Consider the following 21,966-nt stretch of genomic DNA (forward strand, 5'->3'; position numbering starts at 1 on the left):
TTTAAGATAATCGTTCGACAGTTCTATTTTTACGATGAAACGTTAAAAAACTAAGGTTTTTCAATAGTCAAATAGGTGAAATAGCTTTCAACTGTAAATTGGAAAACAACAAAAGGGGTTAATCAATTCTTAAACCCCGGATACAATCCATTGAAAGTTTATTATTTTGCAGTAACATTACAAAAAGAAAGAATCTTATGGCAAATTTGCTTAATCATACATTTAACACACCTTATCAAACAGCTCCTTTTTCAGAAATAAAAAATGAGGATTTCCTGCCTGCAATTAAAGCGGAAATTGAAAAGACGAAGGCGGAAATAGATATCATTACTGAAAACAAGGAAGCGCCCACTTTCGAGAATACTATTGAAGCTTTAGAATTTTCGGGTGCGCAATTGGATAGAATCACCTCAATTTTCTTTAATCTGAACAGTGCAGAAACTAATGAAGAGATACAGCAACTGGCTCAGGAAATTTCACCGCTTTTGTCTGAATTCGGAAATGATATACGGTTGAATGAAGCGCTTTTTAAACGCGTAAAAGCTGTTTGGGAGCAAAAATCGGGTCTTTCATTAAACCAAGAACAGAAAATGTTGTTGGATAAAACTTACAAAAGCTTCTCCAGAAATGGAGCCAACCTTTCCGAAGATAAAAAAGCGATTTTGAGGGAAATTGATAAAAAGCTCTCGAAATTAAGTTTGACTTTTGGTGAAAATGTTTTGGCTGAAACCAATGCTTTTGAACTGCATGTTACCAACGAAGAAGATTTAAAGGGGCTTCCCGAAAGTGCTATTGAAGCAGCTGCTGATGAAGCAAAATCCCGTGACAAAGACGGATGGGTTTTTACGCTGAATTACCCTAGCTACATTCCGTTTATGACGTACGCAGAAAACAGGGAACTTCGTAAAAAAATGTCACTTGCATTTGGGAGCAAAGCTTTTCAAGGGAATGAAAATGACAACCGTGAGCATGTAAAACAAATTGTGAGATTACGGCAACAAAGAGCCGAATTACTTGGTTATAAAACCCATGCCCATTTTATTTTGGAAGAGCGCATGGCAAAAACGCCCGAAAAGGTTACTACTTTTTTAGAGGAATTGTTAGAAAAGGCAAAACCCGCTGCTATAAGGGAGTTTAAACAGCTTGAAGGATTTGCAAAAGAAGAGGATGGTATCGATACATTACAAAAATGGGATGGTGCTTTTTATACTGAAAAATTGAAGCAAAAACTCTTTAACTTGGATGATGAAAAACTGAAACCTTATTTTAAACTGGAAAATGTTATTGATGGCGTTTTTACCGTTTCAGAAAAACTTTACGGACTCCAATTTGAAGAAACCCAAGAGATAGATAAATATCATAAAGATGTAAAAACCTATAAAGTTGTAGATGAAAATGGTGAGCTGATCGCAATTTTCTACGCCGATTTCCATCCGCGACCCGGAAAAAGAAACGGTGCTTGGATGACGGTTTACAAGCCACAATATCAAAAAAATGGCGAAAATTCGCGTCCGCATATTTCCATTGTTTGCAATTTTACAAAGCCCACCAGTACAAAGCCTTCGCTATTAACGTTTAATGAAGTTACCACTTTGTTTCATGAATTTGGGCACGCTCTTCACGGAATGTTGGCCAACACTACCTATCCAAGTTTGAGCGGTACAAGCGTGTATTGGGATTTCGTGGAACTTCCCAGTCAGGTGCTCGAAAACTGGTGTTATGAAAAAGAAGCACTGGAAATTTTTGCCAGACATTACAAAACCGATGAGGTAATTCCGATGGAGTATGTAGAAAAGATTAAAGAATCGGCTACGTTTATGGAAGGAATGCAAACGTTGCGTCAGCTTAGCTTCGGAATGCTGGATATGAGTTGGCATGGTGTTGATCCTACGGGAATTGAGGATGTTAAAAAACATGAGGATTCGGTGTTTGAAGCTACCAGTCTTTACCCAGAAACGCCAGAAACTTGTATGAGTACTGCTTTTTCGCATATTTTCCAAGGCGGTTATTCTGCAGGATATTACAGCTACAAATGGGCGGAAGTACTCGACGCCGATGCTTTCGAATTTTTCAAAGAGAAAGGTATTTTTAGCAAAGAAGTAGCAGCCCGATTTAAGGACAATGTTTTATCGCAAGGCGGCACCGAAAATCCGATGGAACTTTACAAACGTTTTAGAGGGAAAGAGCCACAGCCAGATGCATTGTTGCGAAGAGCAGGGTTAATAGAAAAGAAATAAAATTATAATATTTTGAAACTGCAAACCGAAATCCAGTTAAAACCACAGCAAAACCGAATCGATTATCATTCGAAAGTGTTTTTAATGGGGTCTTGTTTTGTAGAGAATATGGGTGAAAAACTTGATTATTACAAATTTCAAGCTGAGGTAAATCCGTTTGGGATTATTTTTCACCCTAAAGCAATCGAAGCTCTTTTGAAACGTGTAGTTCATCAAAATGAATTTACGGAAGAAGATATTTTTTTGCTGAACGAACGCTGGCATTGTTTTGAAGTGCATTCATGTTTAAGCAATCCTTCCAAAGAAGATTTATTGAAAACACTCAATACAATTTTGGCGGAAACTTACACTTTTCTTCAGCAAGCATCTCACGTAGCTTTTACGTTGGGAACGGCTTGGGGTTATCAGCTCAAAGAAACCCAGCAGTGGGTGGCCAATTGCCATAAAGTTCCGCAGAAAAATTTTGACAAAAGTATTTTAGAAGTGGCTGAGCTTGAAGAAACCTTGACTCAAATTGTTTCTTTGGTTAAACAGCTTAATCCTACTGCGGGGTTAATATTTACGGTTTCACCTGTCCGTCATATTAAGGATGGTATGGTAGAAAACCAACGAAGTAAAGCGCATTTGTTGACCTCGGTTCATCAAATTATCGATGAAAAACAAAATACATTTTATTTTCCTTCCTATGAATTGATGATGGATGAATTACGCGATTATCGTTTTTACGCTGAAGATATGCTGCACCCAAATGCAACGGCTATTAATTATATTTGGGAGAAGTTTTCTTCGGTTTGGTTCGCGCCTTCAACAGAAAACATCATGAAGGAAATTGAGAAAATCCAAAGCGGACTCGCACATAGGCCATTCAATCCTTCGAGTGCAGAATACAAGAAATTTCAAGAAAACCTTCAGCAGAAAATTACGTATCTTTCAGAAAAACATCCACATATAAATTTTTAGTATGCGAAAAATTCTTTTTGGAATCATCATTGCCTTGTTAATTCTTTGGGGTTACCAATGGTATAAAAGGAATCATGAGCGAGCTGAATATCTTAAAGAAAATACCGCGCTTATTGAGCAGCAGATTAAAAATGTGCGAAAACTAATTGTTACTGAAGGGCATTTTTCACAAGTGTTTAATTACAAACAATCAGAAAGGATTTTTGCGAATTTGGTATCCACTGAAAAAAAAGCTTTGGTGGTAGTAAATGCCGATGTTACGGTGGCGTATGATTTAAGCAAGGTTTCTTTTACCCTTGATGAGGAAAACAAAACGCTTTTTATTACTGAAATTCCCGAACCGGAAATAAAGATTTTTCCAGACCTTAAGTATTATGATATTTCAAGCGACTACTTAAATCCATTCAACGAAAAGGATTTCAATAAAATTAAAGATGAAGTGAATGTGGCTATTCAGAAGAAAATAAAAAGCTCTAAATTAAAGGAAAATGCCCAAAACCGTTTGTTGACGGAACTATCTCAATTTTATGTGCTTACCAATTCTTTGGGATGGAAATTGGTATACAACGAAAAAACCATTGAAAGCCACAAAGATTTTGAAGAATTCCCGATTATAAATTGATAAAGCTTACTTACTAATCCGTTCTTTAATCCACTTCAAAAATTGATTTTTAAAATCACTTGGATCCCAATTTTTATCTTTCGCAACATTATCTATTTTTTCTACGACAGCGTTATTTTTGGTTTTTTGATAATGTATTTCAATCTTATCGTCGTTGTTCGTGCTCCAATAGGTTTCCTTATGCAGAATTGTTCCGTTATCTCCCATTTTTAAAATGCGTACGCTATAATTATTATTGCCGGTACTGGCGGTGTAAATTACTGATCGGTTGTCTTTGTCTATTAAAACATGCTTAGCAAGTGAAGGTCCAGTAAATACATCATTTTTAAGGTATGTTTTTATTTTCGGGTTGTAAACATAGGCTGCATAGGTTGCATTTCTGTTAAGGTCGTACCCTTCGGGGAAAGGAAGGTCGGTATGCCCATCAAAGTTAATATCGAAGTTTTGAACTTTGTATTCTTGATCAGATAATTCTCCAATATTAAAAGGTTTTTTTATAGGTGACAGTGGGGCTTCAAAAATAATGGAACTGTCCTTAACCGCGGTAAGCATTCGTTCAGAAACAGAAACTTCTACATTTGTTGGGTCCGCGTTTGTTTTCCGTGTATAACGAACCGCGTAACGCCATTGGGCATTTGTTTTATTAATTTCAAACGGCTTGCTGTACACGTAAAAAGTACTGTCTATTAAATTCGGGTAGTATTGCGGATAGGTTTTCCGAAAAGAGAATCTATCGCTTGCCGTGGGTTTAAATTGAAAATGTTTATTGTAAGTAAACCAATGCACCACAGAATCTGTTTGGTATTCTACTACGTGCTTAGAGTTTTTGGTTTGAGCTTCAGAAATTTCAAAAGTTTTAAAAATAGAATCATTAACAAATGCACTTTTAAAGTGGGTGATTTTACTGGAATCTTTTTTGAATCCACTTAGGGTGATATTTGTAAGTATTTTCGAATTATCTTTTATAATTAGTTTTTCCAGTACCGATGTACTGTCAACAAAATAAAAGGTGTTAAGAGCAGTTGCGTCCTGTAAATCGAGTAATCCGTTTGATTTATAAATAGAAGCTCCATTGCTAATTCTATTCAAAAGAGAGTCATTGTTTACCAAGCGGTCTTTACGAATGGTAAAAAACTTTTCTTTGTCTTTAATCTCGTATTGAAATTTCTTTTTTGGCAGTAAATCAAAATAAAAATTTGCGGTTCTAGTCGCTTTTCTTATCGAGGTGGGAGATTCGTTAAAGTTGATATCAAAGGCGCTAAAACTGTTGTTGGAGGCGTCGTGGGTGTAGATTTTATATTGTTTTTCACCTGTCTTGTCAATTCTAAACACGCTGCCTTCAATACGGGAAGTTATGGTTTTACCATTTTTTATAATGGCTGTACTTTTAAATTCTGAAAGTCCGTTTTGTTGTTTTTCTTTTCCGTAGAGATTCACTGCCACGAAACCAGAATCCAAAGGTCGTTTTATGTGGGCTTTGTAAAAAACCGAATCGGATGTGGTAAGCGCATTATTTTTTGTGCGGAGCAGATTTTTTATAAGCTCCTCATCGGTAAGAACTATTTCTTTTTTCTGCTGAAGTTTTAAAGAATCTGCCGCCGTGGTTAGGGTTGTTTTTTTGTCATCATCATTTTTACATGCAATCGCAGCGATAATGAATACTAAAACGAAGCTATATTTTTTCAAAAGCAAGAGTTGTTGATTTTGGATAAAAATATAAAATCTTTTTATTAGAATCCTTTTACTGCACCTCAAAAGCTGGTAATAAATATTCCTTTTAAAAAGTTTTACTCCACTAAAGCCTCGTTAACCAAAGCGATGCCGTCGTCTATCAAGTGTCCCACTTTTGGACGGTTTCTCTTAACAGATTCCAAATGCTCTAAAATTTCCGAAGCAAAATCTTCGTCACCGTTGCTTTTTGTCAACTCGTATAATTCTACCGAAAGTAACCAGTCATTAGGGAAGTTTTCCTGAATTTGTTCAAAAACCTTATGTCTGGAAATGGTTTTGTTTTTACCCTCGCGATATTCCCTTACTTGTCGGTACAAGGATTCCAGTCGTTGCGTTTCTTCACTTTTTGCGGCTTTTCTAGTTTTTTCTGAAGGAATATGCGTTATTAAGTCAAAACTATTATTGTCTGCAGGTCCGCTATATGCTGAAATAACTTCTTTCCCAACAGCCAAATGATAAGTTCCCCATTCCGGTTGAAAAAGTATTTTGTTAGCATGTTTAACGGTACAATTTTCAAAAGTAATTAAGATGATTTTTCCCATTAAATTTCGAGTTCCCGTAACGATGGTTCCCGAAACCGTAATCCCACCTTCAAATTCTAACAAGGCAACGTGATTTTCGTAAATATTGTACGCTTTTAAGTCACGCGGACTCATATCCTCAATCGCCAAATTTATTCCCTTAAGTTTACCGACAGGACTTCCAAATCCTTCTAGATGCTGTTCGGTGCCGTGACCTACCAATTCCTTATCGCGATAAGAAAGTGCGGTTTTACCTTTTGTTTGGAAATATATAGGTTGTCCTTCGTGGGAAATAACATCCGTGAAAATTCCAGAAACTTGAATTCCAGTACTTAATTCAATAGTTCCCAAAGCCTCAGAATTAATAAGTTTTTGCAGACCACTTAATCCACCTTTCCGCAACGCCATGGTGTTGGCAAACTCTTCTAAAACAAAACTCAAATGCGCAAAATCAGGGGTCACATAGAGTTGTGGCTGTGGTTTGGTAATATCAAAATCTTGATAGGTTGCTTCGATGGTGTACGGAATTTTCTTTACTTCATCGGTCATGCACCATTTGCTTTCTCCAATGGAAGAAAGTAAACCGGCACCGTAAATTTTTGGATTATCTACTGAACCAATTAACCCATACTCCACGGTCCACCAATGTAAATTTCTAATGAGTGCCATTTCACTGGGTGTTCCCATATTTTGCTGAAGTTCATCTACTTTCTTTTCAGCTGCTTCTATTTCTGAAGCAGGGGTACCATCTGCCTCTTTAATAATAGAAAGATAGCGGATGGCTTCGTACATTTCATAATCTTTTGCGCTGGAAATCGCTTTGCAGCCAATCTCTCCAAATCTACGCAAGTATTCCGCGTATTCCGGATTGGCAATGATGGGAGCGTGCCCAGCACCTTCATGGATGATGTCGGGAGCGGGAGTGTATTCTATGTTCTCGAGCTGCCGAATATCCGAAGCTATAACTAGCACATTATAGGCTTGAAATTCCATAAAGGCATTGGGTGGAATAAAGCCGTCCACAGCTACCGCAGCCCAGCCGATGTCTTTTAAAATACGGTTCATTCCATACATACTTGGAATATGGTCAATGGATATTCCCGTTTTTTTCAACCCATCGGTATACGATTTGTGTGCTACTTTGCTTAAGTAATCTACATTTTTGCGCATCACATACCGCCACACCGCCTGATTAATAGGCGTGTAATCTTCATAATCCTGCGGTTTAATGAATTGCTTTAAATGCTTTGGCAATCGGTCTAACAACGGATTACTTTTATATCCTTTTTCCATAGAATTTCTTTTTTTCTTACAAGATGACAAATACGGTTTCAAGTATTCCTTCACAATTATCTGCGCTCCAGTCTCAGCCGTTTGTAAGTGATTCAAAAATACAAAACTTCTGCTGTCAACGAAAACGTTATCGTTGGATTATTGAAACAATATCTAAAACAAAAAAAGACCGCAATTAGCGGTCTTTAATCCCTCATTGAGGGTTTTATTCCTCGACATTTTACGTCGAAATGAGTTAAATAAAGTTTTCGTTTGCATACCTCGTGGGCTTGCCCCGTGGTAGTTGATTGATCATAAAATATCGTAAGAAACTTAATTAATGCTAGCTACCTGCGTAGTCATTGGTGGAAATTGTTCTAGAATCTCTTTTACAAACTCGTTAATACGAGCCTCTTTCTTCATCATATCTCCATCCGTAATTAAATCACCAGTACCTTTTCCTTGCCATACCAATTCTTTTTTACCGGCATCAATTAAATCAATATAAAGCGAGCCTTCAGTTTCGGTGTAAACGCTAGGGAATCCACCTCCCCAGCCCCAAGGACCACCATACCAACCCCAGCCCCAGCCCATGTTGTTGTATACACTAACACGGTCTACTTCTTTGGTGAAAATACTTACCAAAATATCTGGGTTTTCAGATAAACGATAGCCTCTATTTTGCAATTCGTATTGAATGGCTCTTAAAATTCTTTTTTTATCAAGGTCGGAAATTCCTGCTTTATCAATGCCCGGTTTGTAGAAGGCAAAGGTTTTGTACTTACCGAAATCTACTTGTCGGTCGTAATCGGTAGCAACATCAATAGAAGAACACGCACTCATAAAAAGTGCGGTTAGCAATAGCACGGAAAAGAGTTTAATTGTTTTCATACGTTTAATATTTTAAGGGTTTATTCCAAAAAGGAATCAAAGCAAATCTTCGTCTACAAAATTAGGTAGCGTAACTTTTAAATTAGGCTCTGCCTGCATAGCTCGTTTAATGGCAAAGACAGCTTCGTCGTTTCGTGCCCAGCTTCTTCTAGCAATTCCGTTATTTACATCCCAAAACAGCATCGATCGTAAGCGATTATCTGCTTCTTTAGTACCATCAAGAACCATACCAAAACCACCGTTTATAACTTCTCCCCAGCCTACGCCGCCGCCGTTGTGTATACTAACCCAAGTAGCGCCTCTAAAGCTATCGCCTATAACATTATGTATAGCCATATCTGCCGTAAAGCTGGAGCCGTCGTAAATGTTCGAAGTTTCTCGGTAAGGAGAATCTGTTCCACTAACATCATGATGGTCTCTCCCTAAAATTACAAAACCTATTTCATTTTTCGCTATAGCTTCATTAAAAGCTTTTGCAATTTTTATTCTTCCTTCCGCATCGGCATATAAAATTCTAGCTTGGGAGCCCACTACGAGCTTGTTTTCCTGTGCCGCTTTAATCCATTGTATATTGTCCTCGAGTTGTTTTTTTATTTCTTCCGGAGCTGATTCCTTCATTTTTTCCAGAACCTCACAGGCGATGGCATCCGTTTTTTCGAGATCTTCTGGTTTGCCGCTAGCGCAAACCCAACGAAAAGGTCCAAATCCATAATCAAAACACATCGGTCCCATTATGTCTTGTACATAACTTGGATACTTAAAATCAATGCCATTTTCCGCCATTACTTCAGCTCCTGCTCTAGAGGCTTCCAAAAGAAAAGCATTTCCGTAGTCAAAGAAATAAGTTCCTTTTTGGGTGTGTTTGTTAATGGCAGCGGCATGCCTACGGAGGCTTTCCTGTACTTTTTCTTTAAATGTCTCTGTATCATTCGCCATTAACTCTTGCGATTCTTCCAGTGAAAGTCCTACGGGATAATATCCTCCCGCCCACGGATTATGCAGGGAAGTTTGGTCGGAACCTAAATCTATTTTGATATTTTCTTCATCAAACTTTTCCCATACCTCTACTACGTTTCCTTGATAAGCAATGGAAACCGTTTCGTTTTCGGCTTTTGCTTTTTTTACTCTTTCAGTAAGTTCATTTAAATCGTCAATAACTTCATCCACCCAGCCTTGTGAATGCCTAGTTTTGGTAGCTTTTGGATTCACTTCGGCACAAACCGTTATACAGCCAGCAATGTTTCCAGCTTTAGGTTGGGCGCCACTCATACCGCCCAATCCAGAAGTAACAAAAAGGTTTGCTTTAGGCTCTTTTTTAATTTTTCTAAAACCGTTTAAAACCGTAATTGTAGTGCCGTGAACAATTCCTTGCGGACCGATATACATATAGCTCCCCGCCGTCATTTGTCCGTATTGCGTCACGCCCAAGGCATTGAATTTCTCCCAATCATCTTGTTTGGAGTAATTGGGAATCATCATTCCGTTAGTTACCACCACTCGCGGAGCATTTTCATGGGAAGGAAACAGCCCCATTGGATGCCCGCTGTACATCACCAAAGTTTGTTTGTCTGTCATTTCCGACAAATATTGCATCGTTAAACGGTACTGCGCCCAGTTTTGAAACACGGCCCCATTTCCGCCATAAGTAATTAGTTCATGCGGATGTTGTGCTACTTTAGGATCAAGATTATTCATGATCATTAACATAATTGCGGCTGCCTGTTTCGATTTTGCGGGGTATTCTTCAATCGGACGGGCATACATTTCGTAATCGGGCATAAACCGATACATATAAATTCTTCCGTAGGTTTCCAGCTCCTCTTTAAATTCCGGAATTAGTTTTTCGTGTAAGCTTTTATCAAAATACCGTAAAGCATTTTTTAATGCTAGTTTTTTTTCCTCGGAAGTTAAAATGTCTTTTCTCTTGGGGGCATGGTTAACCGATTGGTCGTATGCTTTTTTTTTGGGAAGAAAGGAAGGGATCCCTTCCGTTATTTGGTCTTTGAATGTGTCTCTAACTATTTTCATCTGCACTCTCTTATTTTTTCTTTTTATCGAAGCCATATGGGCAATGTCTGCAGCCACTTTCGCAGCAATAACCTCTTTTTAAATGATATTGTTCGGTAAAAACACGGTATCCTTCTGGGGAAAGGTAATAGTCGCCTTCTTCTGGCTTAAGTATTTTCTTCATTTATTGTGTAATTGGAAGTGGTTTAAACTTTTACAAATCGGCTAAAAAATTGCTATTTTGCACCTCTATTTCGTCTTTTTCTTGCTCCGTAGCGCTGCTATGCAGCTCAAAAAATACTTTTTATAGGTGCAAAACCATCAATTTTCGCTTCGATTCAAAAAATTCAAATCACTTCTTGATAAAAAAATGCTTTAAAATTCTTTTTATCTGAATAATTATCATTTTCAGCAATAAAAAATTGTAAAACGTTTGATAAAATTTAAATCATTTTATCTTTACAAAGATAACAGAAAACCGTGTTTTGGTTAAAAATCCGACTATGATTCTTGTTTTTAAGCATATTTTTCCCAAACGTTATGTGGGCCTTACTTTTTGGCCGCTTATAATTTTAAAAGAAGATGGGTTAAAACAGGATGAAGTACTAATCAATCATGAAAAGATACACCTTAGGCAACAGCTGGAGTTGCTAATTCTTCCTTTTTATATTTGGTATTTTGTGGAGTGGCTCATCGGTATTTTGAAATACAGAAACCTGAACATGGCCTACAGAAACATAAGTTTTGAAAAAGAAGCGTATGCCAACGAAGGGAGTTTGGATTACCTTTCCAATCGAAGTCCATATGCTTTTTTCGGTTATTTATTCTGAAGTTACTTTTCTAACTTTCCTTTACAGAAGACATCACGTATCTTTGATGTTCTAAGTTTTTAGCATGCACAACGAAGAAATTGTTTTAGACGAAATCAAGACAGCCAACATTCGGTTGTTTGTGAAACGGGAAGATTTAATTCATCCGTTTGTGTCGGGCAATAAATTCAGAAAATTAAAATTTAATATTGCTGAGGCTAAAAAACTCCAAAAGAAAACACTACTTACTTTTGGTGGCGCTTTTTCCAATCATATTGCTGCTACCGCTTATGCTGGTTTTGAAAACGGATTGAAAACTATAGGTGTTATTCGAGGGGAAGAACTTGCGGATAAATGGATGGAAAACCCAACACTTTCCTTTGCGGAAAAACACGGAATGCAGTTCTATTTTGAAACCCGCGCCAATTATAGGCAAAAACACACAGGAGCCTATCTTGAAAAGTTGAAAGATCGTTTCGGGGATTTCTTCCTCGTTCCCGAAGGGGGCACAAACAAACTCGCCGTTCGTGGATGCGAAGAAATTTTAGATTTCAATGAGTATCATTTTGACTATGTCTGTACGGCGGTCGGGACGGGCGGAACCATTTCGGGACTTATAAATTGTTCACAACCTCGTCAACAAGTTTTGGGATTTCCAGCGCTTAAAGGTGACTTTTTGCCAGCGGAAATACGTAAATTTGCCAGCAACGATAACTGGAAGCTTATTATGGATTATCATTTTGGTGGATATGCCAAAGTGAACCTTGAACTCATTGAATTTATAAATGAATTTAAGGAGAAAACTAATATTCCACTGGACCCAATTTATACAGGGAAAATGATGTTTGGAATACTAGATCTTATAAAAAACGGTTATTTTAAGAAAGGATCTCAAATATTGGCAATTCACACAGGAGGATTGCAGGGGATATCCGGAATGAACGAACGATTGAAACTAAAGAATTTACCAATTATAAAATGATTTTAAAACGTATTGTTTTTGCGCTTCTTATTCTTTTTTTAGTAAGCTGCGGGGCTAAAAAAAAGACTTCTTCATCTAAAAAAAATAACCGAAAACATAGCACGGTAGATACCCGTCATACTCCAAAAACTTCCCGTCCAAGTGAAAATAGGGATACAGAAACCTTGGAATCTACTTCGATGACAACGGTTTATACAGAAACGGTAGATGATTATATTCGTGTTTACAGCCCTATCGCGATGAAACAAATGCAAAACTATGGTATTCCTGCCAGTATTATTTTAGCGCAGGGGATTTTAGAAAGTGGTGCCGGAAAAGGGGAGCTGGTATTAAAAGCGAATAATCATTTTGGAATTAAATGCCACACGGGATGGACAGGTGAAAGAGCCTACCACGACGATGATGCCCGCGGGGAATGTTTTAGAAAATACAAGCATCCGCTGTATTCATATCAAGATCATTCTGAGTTTTTAACCACCCGTAGCCGATACGATTTTTTATTTAGTTATGATAAAGATGATTACCGCGCTTGGGCAAAAGGATTAAGGCAAGCGGGTTACGCAACCGATAGAAGATACCCAGATAAATTGATAAGTCTTATTGAAAAATATCAACTTTACAGATACGATGCAGAGGTGCTGGGAGGAAATCCTAGGGAGGTAAATTCCGTAGCTGAAAATACCTACCGCGTTTCGAAAGGTGATACATTGTACTCCATTTCCAGGCGATACAATATTTCAGTAGAAGAAATTAAAAGAAGAAATCGGTTGCCGGACAACAATATTAAAATAGGACAAATATTGTATTTAAGGTAATGGGAGACTCCAATCATGTTGATGGAGTTGTTAAAATGAAAATATAGTTTAAATTAGGTTGATAGATTGCCAGAATATTTCTGGTAAATAGAATCACAAAAAATCAAATCCTCAATGAGGGTTGAAAATTGAAAGAAAAATGATATACAAAAGAAGTAGTGCACTTTTCGCAGAAGCTAAAAAATATATCCCTGGAGGGGTGAATTCACCAGTAAGAGCATTTAATGCTGTTGGTGGGGAGCCTATTTTTGTGAAGCAAGCGAAAGGAGCCTATCTGTATGATGAAGATGGAAATAAATTAATTGATTACATTGCCTCTTGGGGACCAATGATATTAGGGCATGCTTTCCAGCCCGTTGTAAATGCTGTAATTGAAAAAACAGAATTGGGTACTTCTTTTGGGATGCCTACGCAAATTGAAACAGAAATTGCCAAGTTGGCGGTTTCCATGGTGCCCAATATTGATAAAATACGTTTTGTAAATAGTGGAACAGAGGCGTGCATGAGTGCCGTAAGGTTGGCTCGTGGGTTTACTGGAAAAGATAAGATTATAAAGTTTTCGGGTTGTTATCATGGGCATTCGGATTCTTTCTTAATTCAAGCCGGGAGTGGTGCAGTAACTTTTGGAAGTCCTAACAGTCCAGGGGTAACACAAGGTACAGCTAAAGACACACTCTTGGCGCATTACAACGATTTGGAAGGTGTTAAAGAAGTAATTGAGGCCAACAAAGGAGAGGTGGCAGCCATAATCATAGAACCCGTGCCTGGAAACATGGGGTGTATTCTTCCGAAGAAAGGATTTTTGGAAGGATTGAGAAAGCTTTGTGATCAGCATAAAATACTGCTTATTTTTGATGAGGTAATGACAGGTTTCCGTTTGGCACAAGGAGGTGCGCAGGAGCTTCTCGGTGTTAAAGCTGATATTGTAACTTTCGGAAAGGTTATCGGTGGCGGGTTGCCAGTTGGGGCTTTTGCGGCAAGAAACGAAATCATGGATTATTTAGCGCCTACAGGTCCGGTTTACCAAGCTGGAACCCTTAGCGGAAATCCAATTGCAATGGCAGCCGGATTGACTATGCTGACATTTTTAAACGAACACGAAGGGATATTTAAAAGTTTAGCGGATAAAACTTCCTATCTTCATAAAGGAATAGAGGCAGAGCTTGAAGCCACTGATCTTACTTATACCATAAACAGGTTGGGGTCTATGATTTCCGTTCATTTTACGGAAGAGGTTTACGACTTTAAAACGGCGGTTAAAGGAAATAATAAAACGTTTAAAAAGTTTTTCCACGGAATGCTACAAGAAGGTATATATTTACCTCCAAGTGCTTTTGAAAGTTGGTTCTTAAACGATGCTTTGACATATGAAGATTTAGACAAAACCATCGCAGCAGTTGGCAAAGTAGCTAAGACGTTGTAGTTAAGTTTTGGGTTGATTAAAGTTAATTTTTAATCTTCTAGTTAATGAAACGTAGATATTAAATAAAGTCAGAATCCTCCCAAATGTCATCACCGGAGTTAAGCCTGACAATATATTAATTATGCGTGACATGTTTCATTGACTCGTTTTAATAAGATTGCTCGCCTGTCAACAAACTTCATTTTGCAGAAGTATTGGTATAAGGAATAAAAAAAGCCCGAATCTTCATTCGGGCTTAACGCACTAATATACTAAGATGTTAGGTTTAGCGTAATCGATCCACAGATTTTACAAGATCTTCGTCCTTTTTAATGGCCCTGTTGGCCAACACTAAAAAAACGATAGAAATAATAGGTAGAAGCATCCCAATACCCTTCTCAGAAACGTTCATTTCTCCGGATAAGATTAGCGACCGATAAACGAAAAATCCTAGTAAAAAAAGATTTAATATCATGTTCAGTCTGTTTAACACAAACTGGTTTTTTCTCTTCTTGTACATAAAAATGGTTACAAACGCCATTACTGCAGAAATTGCAAAAAGAACAGAATATAAAATATCGCTTTCAGCATAAACTGCTTCACCGTTATTATCTGTCCATAAGTACACCCAAAATGGCAAAACACCATTTATGATAACAACAAGAAATAGGTATATACTTTGTATGCGTTGTAACACTTTTAGTAATTTTTCTAGGGCAAAAATAATGTTCTTTTTGGAAAAATAATGCTTGTTTATAAAAATAAATTTGTAATATTGCCTAGTCAATTCGAAACGAGTACTTTACTGCGTTTTATTTTGAACTTCTTTAAGAATTTTCACGAAAACACACATTTTCACCTCAAACCAATAATAAATTATTTATTTAATCAATGTTTGAAATTTCAGATTTAAAAGCAAAAAAACTTGCTGAGTTACATGAGATTGCCAAAGTGGCGGGTATTCCTAAATACAAATCTCTAAAAAAGAACGATTTAATATATCAGATTTTAGATGTGCAGGCAGCAAGTCCGGAAGCGGTAGCTAAGGAAAAGGAGAATGCAGCGAAAGAGAATGCTTCCAATCCTTCCGATAATAAAACTTCGCAAAAACCTGCGCCAAGAAAAAGAACACGTACTACCAAGAAAACTACTTCTAATACCTCTTCGGAGACTAAAAATACACCGCAAAGTTCTTCAGAAAAAGCAAAGTCTGCTCCGAAAAATGAGAGCGATAAGCCAGCTAAGGTTGAAGCCAAGCAAGATGCGGCGCCTGCTAAGAAAGAAGAGGCGAAGAAACAGCATACTAATACAAGACATTCCAACGAGAATAAGAATACAAAACAGCGGAAAGATAGTGGCAATAATAATGCCGGGCAACAACGAAACCAGAACCAAAATCAGCCGCAACACCATAAAAAAAATACCAACAATTCACCTAAAGACAAGGATAATTACGATAAAGAAAAGAAAAACCGATATCGTGAACCCGATTTTGAGTTTGATGGGATTGTAGAAAGTGAAGGTGTGTTGGATATTATGCAGGATGGTTACGGATTTTTAAGAAGTAGCGATTACAACTATTTATCCTCTCCAGATGATATTTACGTTTCTCAGTCGCAAATCCGTTTGTTCGGTTTAAAAACAGGAGATACTGTAAAAGGAACAGTGCGTCCTCCAAAAGAAGGAGAAAAATATTTCCCTCTTATTAAAGTGAATCAAATCAATGGTTTGGATCCTCAGGTGGTTAGAGATCGTGTTTCTTTTGAACACTTAACACCACTTTTTCCAAACGAAAAATTCCGTTTGGCAGAAAAGCAAAGTACTATTTCTACCCGTATTGTAGATTTATTTTCCCCAATTGGAAAAGGGCAACGTGGTATGATTGTTTCCCAGCCTAAAACGGGTAAAACGATGTTGTTAAAAGACATCGCTAATGCAATTGCAGCCAATCACCCTGAAGTTTTTCAATTGATTCTATTGATCGATGAACGTCCAGAGGAGGTTACAGACATGCAGCGCCACGTTAAAGGGGAAGTTATTGCTTCTACTTTCGATGAGCCTGCAGATAGACACGTAAAAGTGGCCAATATTGTTTTGGAAAAAGCAAAACGTTTGGTAGAATGCGGTCACGATGTGGTAGTACTTCTCGATTCCATTACACGTTTGGCACGCGCTTATAACACGGTACAGCCTGCAAGTGGAAAAGTATTAAGTGGGGGTGTGGATGCCAATGCATTGCACAAACCAAAGCGTTTCTTTGGTGCAGCTAGAAATATTGAAGGTGGTGGTTCTTTGACCATTATCGCAACTGCCCTTACCGATACAGGTTCTAAAATGGATGAGGTTATTTTTGAAGAATTTAAAGGAACGGGTAACATGGAGCTTCAGTTGGATAGACGTATTTCCAACAAGCGTATATTCCCTGCCATCGATCTTATTTCTTCTTCTACACGTAGAGACGACTTGTTGTTGGATGAAAATTCAATTCAACGTATGTGGATTATGCGTAAATACTTATCAGACATGAACCCGATTGAGGCAATGGAATTCATGGAGCAGCGTATAAAGATGACTAAAAACAATGAAGAGTTTTTAATGACGATGAATCAGTAGTTAAGAATGTCTTTGCGAAGAGGTGCCACGTGGCAATCTCTTCAATTGTAGAAAGATTTATAAATAGAATGAAATGTCACCCCTGTCCCGAAGCATCGGGAGTCGAAGGGTGACATTTTTTTATGATCTTTTTTTCTTTACCTGGATTTTAAGTCTGAAGTACAATGAGCGCGCAATCATCATCAATACAATTGAAAAAGGGAACGCAAAAATAAGCGTAGCTGCCTGAAGCGCTTTCAATCCGCCGCCTGCCAAAAGGATAATGCATAAGACGGAAAGCACAATACCCCAAATTATTTTTAAGCGCATTTTTGGGTCCAGATCCCCTTCTGAAGTCATCATACTTATTACATAGGTGGCAGAATCTGCTGAAGTGACCAAAAAAGTAAAGAGTAAAACAATGGCAACAATTGAGGTTATGTTGGAAAAAGGTAGCTGCTCAAAAAGCAGAAACGTTCCTAAACTTACATTGTCTAAAATTTTATTACCAATACCAACGTCGCTGAAAAGTTCCAATTCAATCGCGTTCCCACCGAATACTGAAAACCAAAAAATACTGAAGAGAGCAGGTATTAAAAGACATCCAAGAATAAGTTCGCGAATGGTTCTACCTTTGGATATTCTTGCAATAAAAATACCGACAAAAGGAGACCATGCAATCCACCATGTAAAATAAGTAAGCGTCCAATCGCCCATCCATTTTTCATATTGAGGTTCGTAGGGATCCACTTTAAAGCTGAATTCAGGAAGCTTTTGCAAATATTGTCCAATGGAATCTACAAATACTTTTATATCGAAGAGAGAAGATCCCGCTAAAAACACAAATAGGAGTAAAAGTATAGCGATCCCCATGTTTACGTTCGACAAAATTTTGATACCCTTATCGAGTCCGGTTGAAGATGAAATAATAAAAATAGCAGTAATAAGAATGGTTATCGCGGCATATCCATAAAAGTTAGAAGTATTCCAGTCCATAACATAATCCAATCCCTCACTTATTTGAACCACTCCGAGACCCAGGGAGGCTCCCACCCCAAAAATAACCGCCAAAATAGAAACCAAATCGATTAAGGACTTAAGTATTTTTTGGGTGGATTTGTTGGAAGTAAAGTTTAGTACGCTGGAAGAAATAAGATATTTTTTTCTTTTCCTAAATCCGTAATAAGCAGTCCCCAAAGCGCAAATGGTATAGATGCTCCAAGCGTGGAAACCCCAGTGAAAAGCAGTGTAGGAGATAGCTTCTTTAGCAGCTTCAATACTTCCAGGTTCTTCCAATGGAGGTTTTAGAAAATGATGAATTGGCTCTGCGGTTCCGTAAAATAGAATGCCAACGCCCATTCCCGCGGAAAATAACATGGAATACCAAGAGAAATCAGAGAATTCTGGGCGCTGGTCAGGGGCGCCAAGAACAACACTCCCAAACCTACTGCTGGCCAAGTAAATTAGGAAAATTAAAAAAGAGGAAGCGAGCAACACATAAAACCAGCTTAAATTATGGGCGATAAACCTAGAAATATCATCGGCAATGTGAATGAGTTTGTCCCCAGAAATTATCGCAAATGTAATGACAGCAAAAGTGATAAGCAAACTGGCCCAAAAGTTTATACCGATAATGGATTTCTCTTCGTCCCTAATATCATTTACCGACCTACGAATGTCTTCCAGCTCATTTTCAATAAGTTTCTGGCGGAAAGTCTTTTTCTTACTTTCTATCTCTTTATAAGTCTTGGATTTCGAAAGGTCTAATTCTTTCCGAAGCTCAATTTCGTACTCTTCTACAAGTGCATCTATTTCTAATTGTACCTGCGGATTGGTGATTTTATTTGGGTCGTTAGGGACTTTGCTATTTTCCTTCATTATATTGCAGTTTTTGGTGGGGGAAAATTTAGATGTATCCGTATAAGATAAGGAATTAATTGCTCTTTCTTTTATGTTTTTGAAATGTAGACAAAGAAATATTTCTAAAACGTTGTAGGTTATAGCTCTGTTAACGAGCTAGTTATTTCAATAATATTTTTTAATTTGAACGCAAACCAGCGATATATGCAAACATTTAAAAGATTTCTCACGCCCATACTTCTGTTTTTAATATCCATTTTTTTTAAATCGGGTGCTAATAGCTTTTTAAATTTTAATGAAGAAACTTCTTTTCTGGTTAGTAAGTTAAGTTCCATTTTGCTGGTTCTGAGTGTAGCTTGGGGACTAATTGTCTTGGTGAAAGTTTTGAAGAAGCGTTATTTAAGGCATTACGATTTGCAGGTTGAAAACAATTTGGATGCGAGAAAGCTTTATACTCAATTCAATATTTTAGAGCGAATCATCATTTTTATCATTATAATTATTGCGGTTGCGGTAATATTAATGCTTTTTGATGGGGTTCGTAAAATCGGGTTAAGTTTGTTTGCTTCCGCAGGGGTAGCGGGAATTATTCTGGGTTTGGCTGCACAAAAGGCTATTGGAACTATTTTAGCTGGACTCCAAATTGCTATTTCCCAACCCATCCGAATCGATGATGTGTTGGTGGTAGAAGGCGAATGGGGTTGGGTAGAAGAGATTACGCTTACCTTCGTGGTCGTTCGTATTTGGGACAAGCGGCGGTTAATCCTTCCTACTACTTATTTTATTGAAAAACCTTTTCAGAATTGGACACGCAACAGTGCGGATATTTTAGGAACTGTTTTCATTTATACCGACTACAACGTGCCCTTTGATGCTCTTCGGAAAGAACTAACGCGTCTTCTCGAAAATACCGATCTATGGGATGGTAAAGCGAATGTTTTGCAGGTAACGGATAATAAACCAAACTATGTGGAAATACGTGCGCTTATGAGTGCCAGCACATCGCCGAGAGCCTGGGATCTCAGGGTTTATGTTAGGGAAAAGCTTATTACTTTTATTCAAGAAAATTATCCGGATAGCTTCCCTAAATCGAGAGTGTTAATAAAAGAAACCCCAAAAATAGAAGTGAATAGCGCACCATAGCGAAAGCTTTGTTTTCCGTAGAATTAACTTTGATTCATATTTCAAAAGCGTATCTGCCGACATCTTTACATTATGATATAGTTAACCATTTTTGTAGATTTGTTTTGCTATTTTTTCACAAATACTGAAAACCTTCAGGATTTGTAAAAAACAAAAAAACCTACATGGGAAAAGAAAAAGTGATTCTGGTTGATGAAAACGACCAGCAAATAGGATTAATGGAGAAGATAGAGGCACACGAAAAAGCATTGTTGCACAGAGCTTTTTCGGTGTTTGTTTTTAATGATGCAGGTGAGACAATGATACAGCAGCGGGCAGCGCATAAATACCATTCTCCGGGACTATGGACAAACACATGTTGTAGTCATCAAAGAGAAGGGGAAAGCAATGTGGAAGCTGGTAAAAGAAGGCTTCAGGAAGAAATGGGGTTTACTACCGATTTGGAGGAAGTGCTTTCTTTTATTTATCACGCTCCATTTGATAATGGGTTGACAGAACATGAATACGACCATATTTTAGTTGGGAAATACAACGATACGCCCAACATTAATCCAGACGAAGTAGCTGCATGGAAATGGATGTCTCTAAAAGATATTAAAAAAGACATGCAGGAAAATCCAGATGTGTACACTGCTTGGTTTAAAATTATCTTCGATAAGTTCTACACGCATATCGAAGAACAATCATCCACCGTATTATGAGGTTGAAAGTAAGCAGAAAAGCCCATTTTAATGCGGCGCACAGATTATTCAGAAAAGATTGGGATGATGAAAAGAACAAAGCTGTGTTTGGCAAATGCAGCAATCCCCATTACCATGGCCATAATTACGATCTTATCGTCAGTGTTACTGGGGAAATTGACCCAGAAACAGGCTTTGTAATCGATTTAAGTATTTTAAAGGATTTAATTCAGCAAGAAGTAGAGGAGTATTTAGACCATAAAAACCTAAATATTGAAGTGGAAGAATTTAAAAGCTTAAATCCCACCGTAGAAAATATAGCCGTAGTAATTTACAACCGATTGAAACCATCATTGCAAGACTTCGAATTAGAAGTAAAACTCTACGAAACCCCTCGAAACTTCGTAACATATAGTGGCGAGGCCTAATAAACTAAAAAAGACATATTTAATAATCAACCACAAATGAATTTATATCCAATAAAATTTACCCCAATATTTAAAGAATACCTGTGGGGCGGTACTAAGCTAAAAGAGGTTTTAGGAAAAGAAGTAACCACAGAAACGGCATCAGAAAGTTGGGAATTATCTGGCGTAGAAGGAAATGTGTCTGTGGTAAGTAATGGCGAGTTAAGTGGTAAAACACTGCAAGAACTTATAGACACGTACCAAGGGGAGTTGCTAGGAGAATCGGTTTTTGAACGCTTCGGAAATAAATTTCCAATCCTAATTAAGTTTATCGATGCCAAATTGGATTTGTCGGTACAATTGCACCCGAATGATGAATTGGCCAAAAAACGCCATAATTCCTTCGGGAAAACAGAAATGTGGCATGTGATGCAGGCTGACGAAGGGTCTAAACTAATCGTTGGTTTTAAGGACACACTTACCAAAGAGACCTATTTAGAACACCTGAAAAAAGGAACACTTCTAGAAATACTTAATCAAGAAGAGGTAAAGGCTGGCGACACTTATTTTATAAATACGGGAAAAGTGCACGCCATTGGTGCAGGGATTCTGCTGGCGGAAATTCAGCAAACATCCGATGTTACGTACCGAATTTACGATTACGAAAGAAAAGATAAAGATGGAAACACGCGTGAATTACACACCGAGCAAGCAATAGACGCCATAGATTACAAAAAGAAAGACGATTATTTGGTGGAGTACTCCAAGGAATACAATTCCTCCAACAACATGGTTACCTGCGACTACTTTATTACCAATTATTTAAATGTGGTAGGTACGTTTGTAAAGCAATTGGTTAACCGCGATTCGTTTTCCATTTACATTTGCGTAGAAGGTAAAGCCCAAATAACTGCGGGAGAACATACAGAAAACCTAAATAAAGGAGAAACCATATTGATTCCCGCCGCCATTAATGAAGTAAGTATAAGTGCTAAGGATGCAAAGATTTTAGAGGTTCATATCTAAAAATGAAGT

General features: G+C 37.7%; 19 protein-coding genes. 12 read left to right on the plus strand and 7 right to left on the minus strand.

The window, feature by feature from the left end; translation table 11 throughout:
* The first annotated feature begins 197 nt into the window (after positions 1-197).
* From NDQ75_RS14655 to NDQ75_RS14665, 3 genes are read left to right on the plus strand one after another with little or no spacing between them, the layout of a single operon-like run.
* Complete coding sequence (locus NDQ75_RS14655; RefSeq protein WP_202029895.1) at positions 198-2,237, plus strand: M3 family metallopeptidase; 2,040 nt, start codon at positions 198-200, stop codon at positions 2,235-2,237.
* A 12-nt stretch (positions 2,238-2,249) separates the two neighbouring features.
* Positions 2,250-3,197, plus strand: coding sequence for a GSCFA domain-containing protein (locus NDQ75_RS14660; protein ID WP_202029894.1), 948 nt, complete (start codon positions 2,250-2,252; stop codon positions 3,195-3,197).
* A gap of 1 nt (position 3,198) precedes the next feature.
* A complete protein-coding gene (locus tag NDQ75_RS14665; RefSeq protein WP_202029893.1) occupies positions 3,199-3,819 on the plus strand; it encodes a DUF4230 domain-containing protein in 621 nt (206 codons plus the stop codon).
* Between the two features lie 6 nt (positions 3,820-3,825).
* Here NDQ75_RS14665 and NDQ75_RS14670 read toward each other — a convergent pair whose 3' ends face one another.
* From NDQ75_RS14670 to NDQ75_RS14690, 5 genes are all read right to left on the minus strand, one after another.
* The gene (locus NDQ75_RS14670) at positions 3,826-5,505 is read right to left on the minus strand and encodes an XAC2610-related protein (protein ID WP_207190480.1); all 1,680 of its coding nucleotides are present in this window, start codon (positions 5,503-5,505) and stop codon (positions 3,826-3,828) included.
* 101 nt (positions 5,506-5,606) lie between these two features.
* On the minus strand, positions 5,607-7,364 hold the full coding sequence (locus NDQ75_RS14675; RefSeq protein ID WP_202029892.1) for an aromatic amino acid hydroxylase: 1,758 nt from the start codon (positions 7,362-7,364) through the stop codon (positions 5,607-5,609).
* Positions 7,365-7,676: 312 nt separating this feature from the next.
* Entirely contained in the window at positions 7,677-8,234 is a 558-nt protein-coding gene (locus tag NDQ75_RS14680) for a DUF4136 domain-containing protein (RefSeq protein ID WP_202029891.1), read from the minus strand.
* 36 nt (positions 8,235-8,270) lie between these two features.
* Positions 8,271-10,262 (minus strand): urocanate hydratase, encoded by a 1,992-nt coding sequence (locus NDQ75_RS14685; RefSeq protein ID WP_202029890.1) that lies wholly within the window; start codon positions 10,260-10,262, stop codon positions 8,271-8,273.
* A 10-nt stretch (positions 10,263-10,272) separates the two neighbouring features.
* Positions 10,273-10,425, minus strand: a complete 153-nt coding sequence (locus tag NDQ75_RS14690; RefSeq protein ID WP_202029889.1) for a DUF5522 domain-containing protein — start codon at positions 10,423-10,425, stop codon at positions 10,273-10,275.
* Between the two features lie 319 nt (positions 10,426-10,744).
* Here NDQ75_RS14690 and NDQ75_RS14695 point away from each other — a divergent pair, with 319 nt between their 5' ends.
* The 4 genes from NDQ75_RS14695 (at position 10,745) to hemL (ending at position 14,270) form a co-directional block, all read left to right on the plus strand.
* On the plus strand, positions 10,745-11,071 hold the full coding sequence (locus NDQ75_RS14695; protein ID WP_202029888.1) for a hypothetical protein: 327 nt from the start codon (positions 10,745-10,747) through the stop codon (positions 11,069-11,071).
* A gap of 64 nt (positions 11,072-11,135) precedes the next feature.
* Positions 11,136-12,032: a 1-aminocyclopropane-1-carboxylate deaminase/D-cysteine desulfhydrase gene (locus tag NDQ75_RS14700; protein ID WP_202029887.1), complete on the plus strand. Its 897-nt coding sequence runs from the start codon at positions 11,136-11,138 to the stop codon at positions 12,030-12,032.
* Positions 12,029-12,847 (plus strand): glucosaminidase domain-containing protein, encoded by an 819-nt coding sequence (locus tag NDQ75_RS14705; protein ID WP_202029886.1) that lies wholly within the window; start codon positions 12,029-12,031, stop codon positions 12,845-12,847. Before NDQ75_RS14700 ends, NDQ75_RS14705 begins: the two co-directional genes overlap by 4 nt.
* Positions 12,848-12,986: 139 nt before the next feature.
* A complete protein-coding gene (gene hemL, locus NDQ75_RS14710) occupies positions 12,987-14,270 on the plus strand; it encodes a glutamate-1-semialdehyde 2,1-aminomutase (RefSeq protein WP_202029885.1) in 1,284 nt (427 codons plus the stop codon).
* Positions 14,271-14,535: 265 nt separating this feature from the next.
* Here hemL and NDQ75_RS14715 read toward each other — a convergent pair whose 3' ends face one another.
* Positions 14,536-14,946, minus strand: coding sequence for a DUF4293 domain-containing protein (locus NDQ75_RS14715; RefSeq protein ID WP_202029884.1), 411 nt, complete (start codon positions 14,944-14,946; stop codon positions 14,536-14,538).
* A gap of 194 nt (positions 14,947-15,140) precedes the next feature.
* Between NDQ75_RS14715 and rho the strand changes: the two genes are divergently transcribed.
* Positions 15,141-16,862, plus strand: coding sequence for a transcription termination factor Rho (gene rho, locus NDQ75_RS14720; RefSeq protein ID WP_202029883.1), 1,722 nt, complete (start codon positions 15,141-15,143; stop codon positions 16,860-16,862).
* 120 nt (positions 16,863-16,982) lie between these two features.
* Here the strand turns inward: rho and NDQ75_RS14725 are convergent, their stop codons facing one another.
* The gene (locus NDQ75_RS14725; protein WP_202029882.1) at positions 16,983-18,719 is read right to left on the minus strand and encodes a BCCT family transporter; all 1,737 of its coding nucleotides are present in this window, start codon (positions 18,717-18,719) and stop codon (positions 16,983-16,985) included.
* A gap of 186 nt (positions 18,720-18,905) precedes the next feature.
* On the opposite strand from NDQ75_RS14725, the gene NDQ75_RS14730 reads away from it, so the two are divergent.
* The 4 genes from NDQ75_RS14730 to NDQ75_RS14745 all read left to right on the plus strand — a co-directional run bounded on the left by NDQ75_RS14730 (position 18,906) and on the right by NDQ75_RS14745 (position 21,957).
* Entirely contained in the window at positions 18,906-19,844 is a 939-nt protein-coding gene (locus tag NDQ75_RS14730) for a mechanosensitive ion channel family protein (protein WP_202029881.1), read from the plus strand.
* 164 nt (positions 19,845-20,008) lie between these two features.
* Positions 20,009-20,545: an isopentenyl-diphosphate Delta-isomerase gene (gene idi / locus NDQ75_RS14735; protein WP_202029880.1), complete on the plus strand. Its 537-nt coding sequence runs from the start codon at positions 20,009-20,011 to the stop codon at positions 20,543-20,545.
* The gene (locus NDQ75_RS14740; RefSeq protein WP_202029879.1) at positions 20,542-20,952 is read left to right on the plus strand and encodes a 6-pyruvoyl trahydropterin synthase family protein; all 411 of its coding nucleotides are present in this window, start codon (positions 20,542-20,544) and stop codon (positions 20,950-20,952) included. Before idi ends, NDQ75_RS14740 begins: the two co-directional genes overlap by 4 nt.
* 36 nt (positions 20,953-20,988) lie before the next feature.
* Positions 20,989-21,957 (plus strand): type I phosphomannose isomerase catalytic subunit, encoded by a 969-nt coding sequence (locus NDQ75_RS14745; RefSeq protein WP_202029878.1) that lies wholly within the window; start codon positions 20,989-20,991, stop codon positions 21,955-21,957.
* Positions 21,958-21,966: the final 9 nt, after the last annotated feature.

The sequence above is a fragment of the Galbibacter mesophilus genome (assembly GCF_023721415.1).
Lineage (GTDB): Bacteria > Bacteroidota > Bacteroidia > Flavobacteriales > Flavobacteriaceae > Galbibacter > Galbibacter mesophilus.

Bases quoted from the DNA above. Each gene is read 5' to 3' on its own strand.
- NDQ75_RS14705 (WP_202029886.1), top strand. From the start codon at position 12,029: ATGATTTTAAAACGTATTGTTTTTGCGCTTCTTATTCTTTTTTTAGTA.
- NDQ75_RS14740 (WP_202029879.1), top strand. From the start codon at position 20,542: ATGAGGTTGAAAGTAAGCAGAAAAGCCCATTTTAATGCGGCGCACAGA.
- hemL (WP_202029885.1), top strand. From the start codon at position 12,987: ATGATATACAAAAGAAGTAGTGCACTTTTCGCAGAAGCTAAAAAATAT.
- NDQ75_RS14665 (WP_202029893.1), top strand. From the start codon at position 3,199: ATGCGAAAAATTCTTTTTGGAATCATCATTGCCTTGTTAATTCTTTGG.
- idi (WP_202029880.1), top strand. From the start codon at position 20,009: ATGGGAAAAGAAAAAGTGATTCTGGTTGATGAAAACGACCAGCAAATA.
- NDQ75_RS14725 (WP_202029882.1), bottom strand. From the start codon at position 18,719: ATGAAGGAAAATAGCAAAGTCCCTAACGACCCAAATAAAATCACCAAT.
- NDQ75_RS14685 (WP_202029890.1), bottom strand. From the start codon at position 10,262: ATGAAAATAGTTAGAGACACATTCAAAGACCAAATAACGGAAGGGATC.
- rho (WP_202029883.1), top strand. From the start codon at position 15,141: ATGTTTGAAATTTCAGATTTAAAAGCAAAAAAACTTGCTGAGTTACAT.
- NDQ75_RS14680 (WP_202029891.1), bottom strand. From the start codon at position 8,234: ATGAAAACAATTAAACTCTTTTCCGTGCTATTGCTAACCGCACTTTTT.
- NDQ75_RS14700 (WP_202029887.1), top strand. From the start codon at position 11,136: ATGCACAACGAAGAAATTGTTTTAGACGAAATCAAGACAGCCAACATT.
- NDQ75_RS14730 (WP_202029881.1), top strand. From the start codon at position 18,906: ATGCAAACATTTAAAAGATTTCTCACGCCCATACTTCTGTTTTTAATA.
- NDQ75_RS14675 (WP_202029892.1), bottom strand. From the start codon at position 7,364: ATGGAAAAAGGATATAAAAGTAATCCGTTGTTAGACCGATTGCCAAAG.
- NDQ75_RS14745 (WP_202029878.1), top strand. From the start codon at position 20,989: ATGAATTTATATCCAATAAAATTTACCCCAATATTTAAAGAATACCTG.
- NDQ75_RS14690 (WP_202029889.1), bottom strand. From the start codon at position 10,425: ATGAAGAAAATACTTAAGCCAGAAGAAGGCGACTATTACCTTTCCCCA.
- NDQ75_RS14655 (WP_202029895.1), top strand. From the start codon at position 198: ATGGCAAATTTGCTTAATCATACATTTAACACACCTTATCAAACAGCT.
- NDQ75_RS14695 (WP_202029888.1), top strand. From the start codon at position 10,745: ATGATTCTTGTTTTTAAGCATATTTTTCCCAAACGTTATGTGGGCCTT.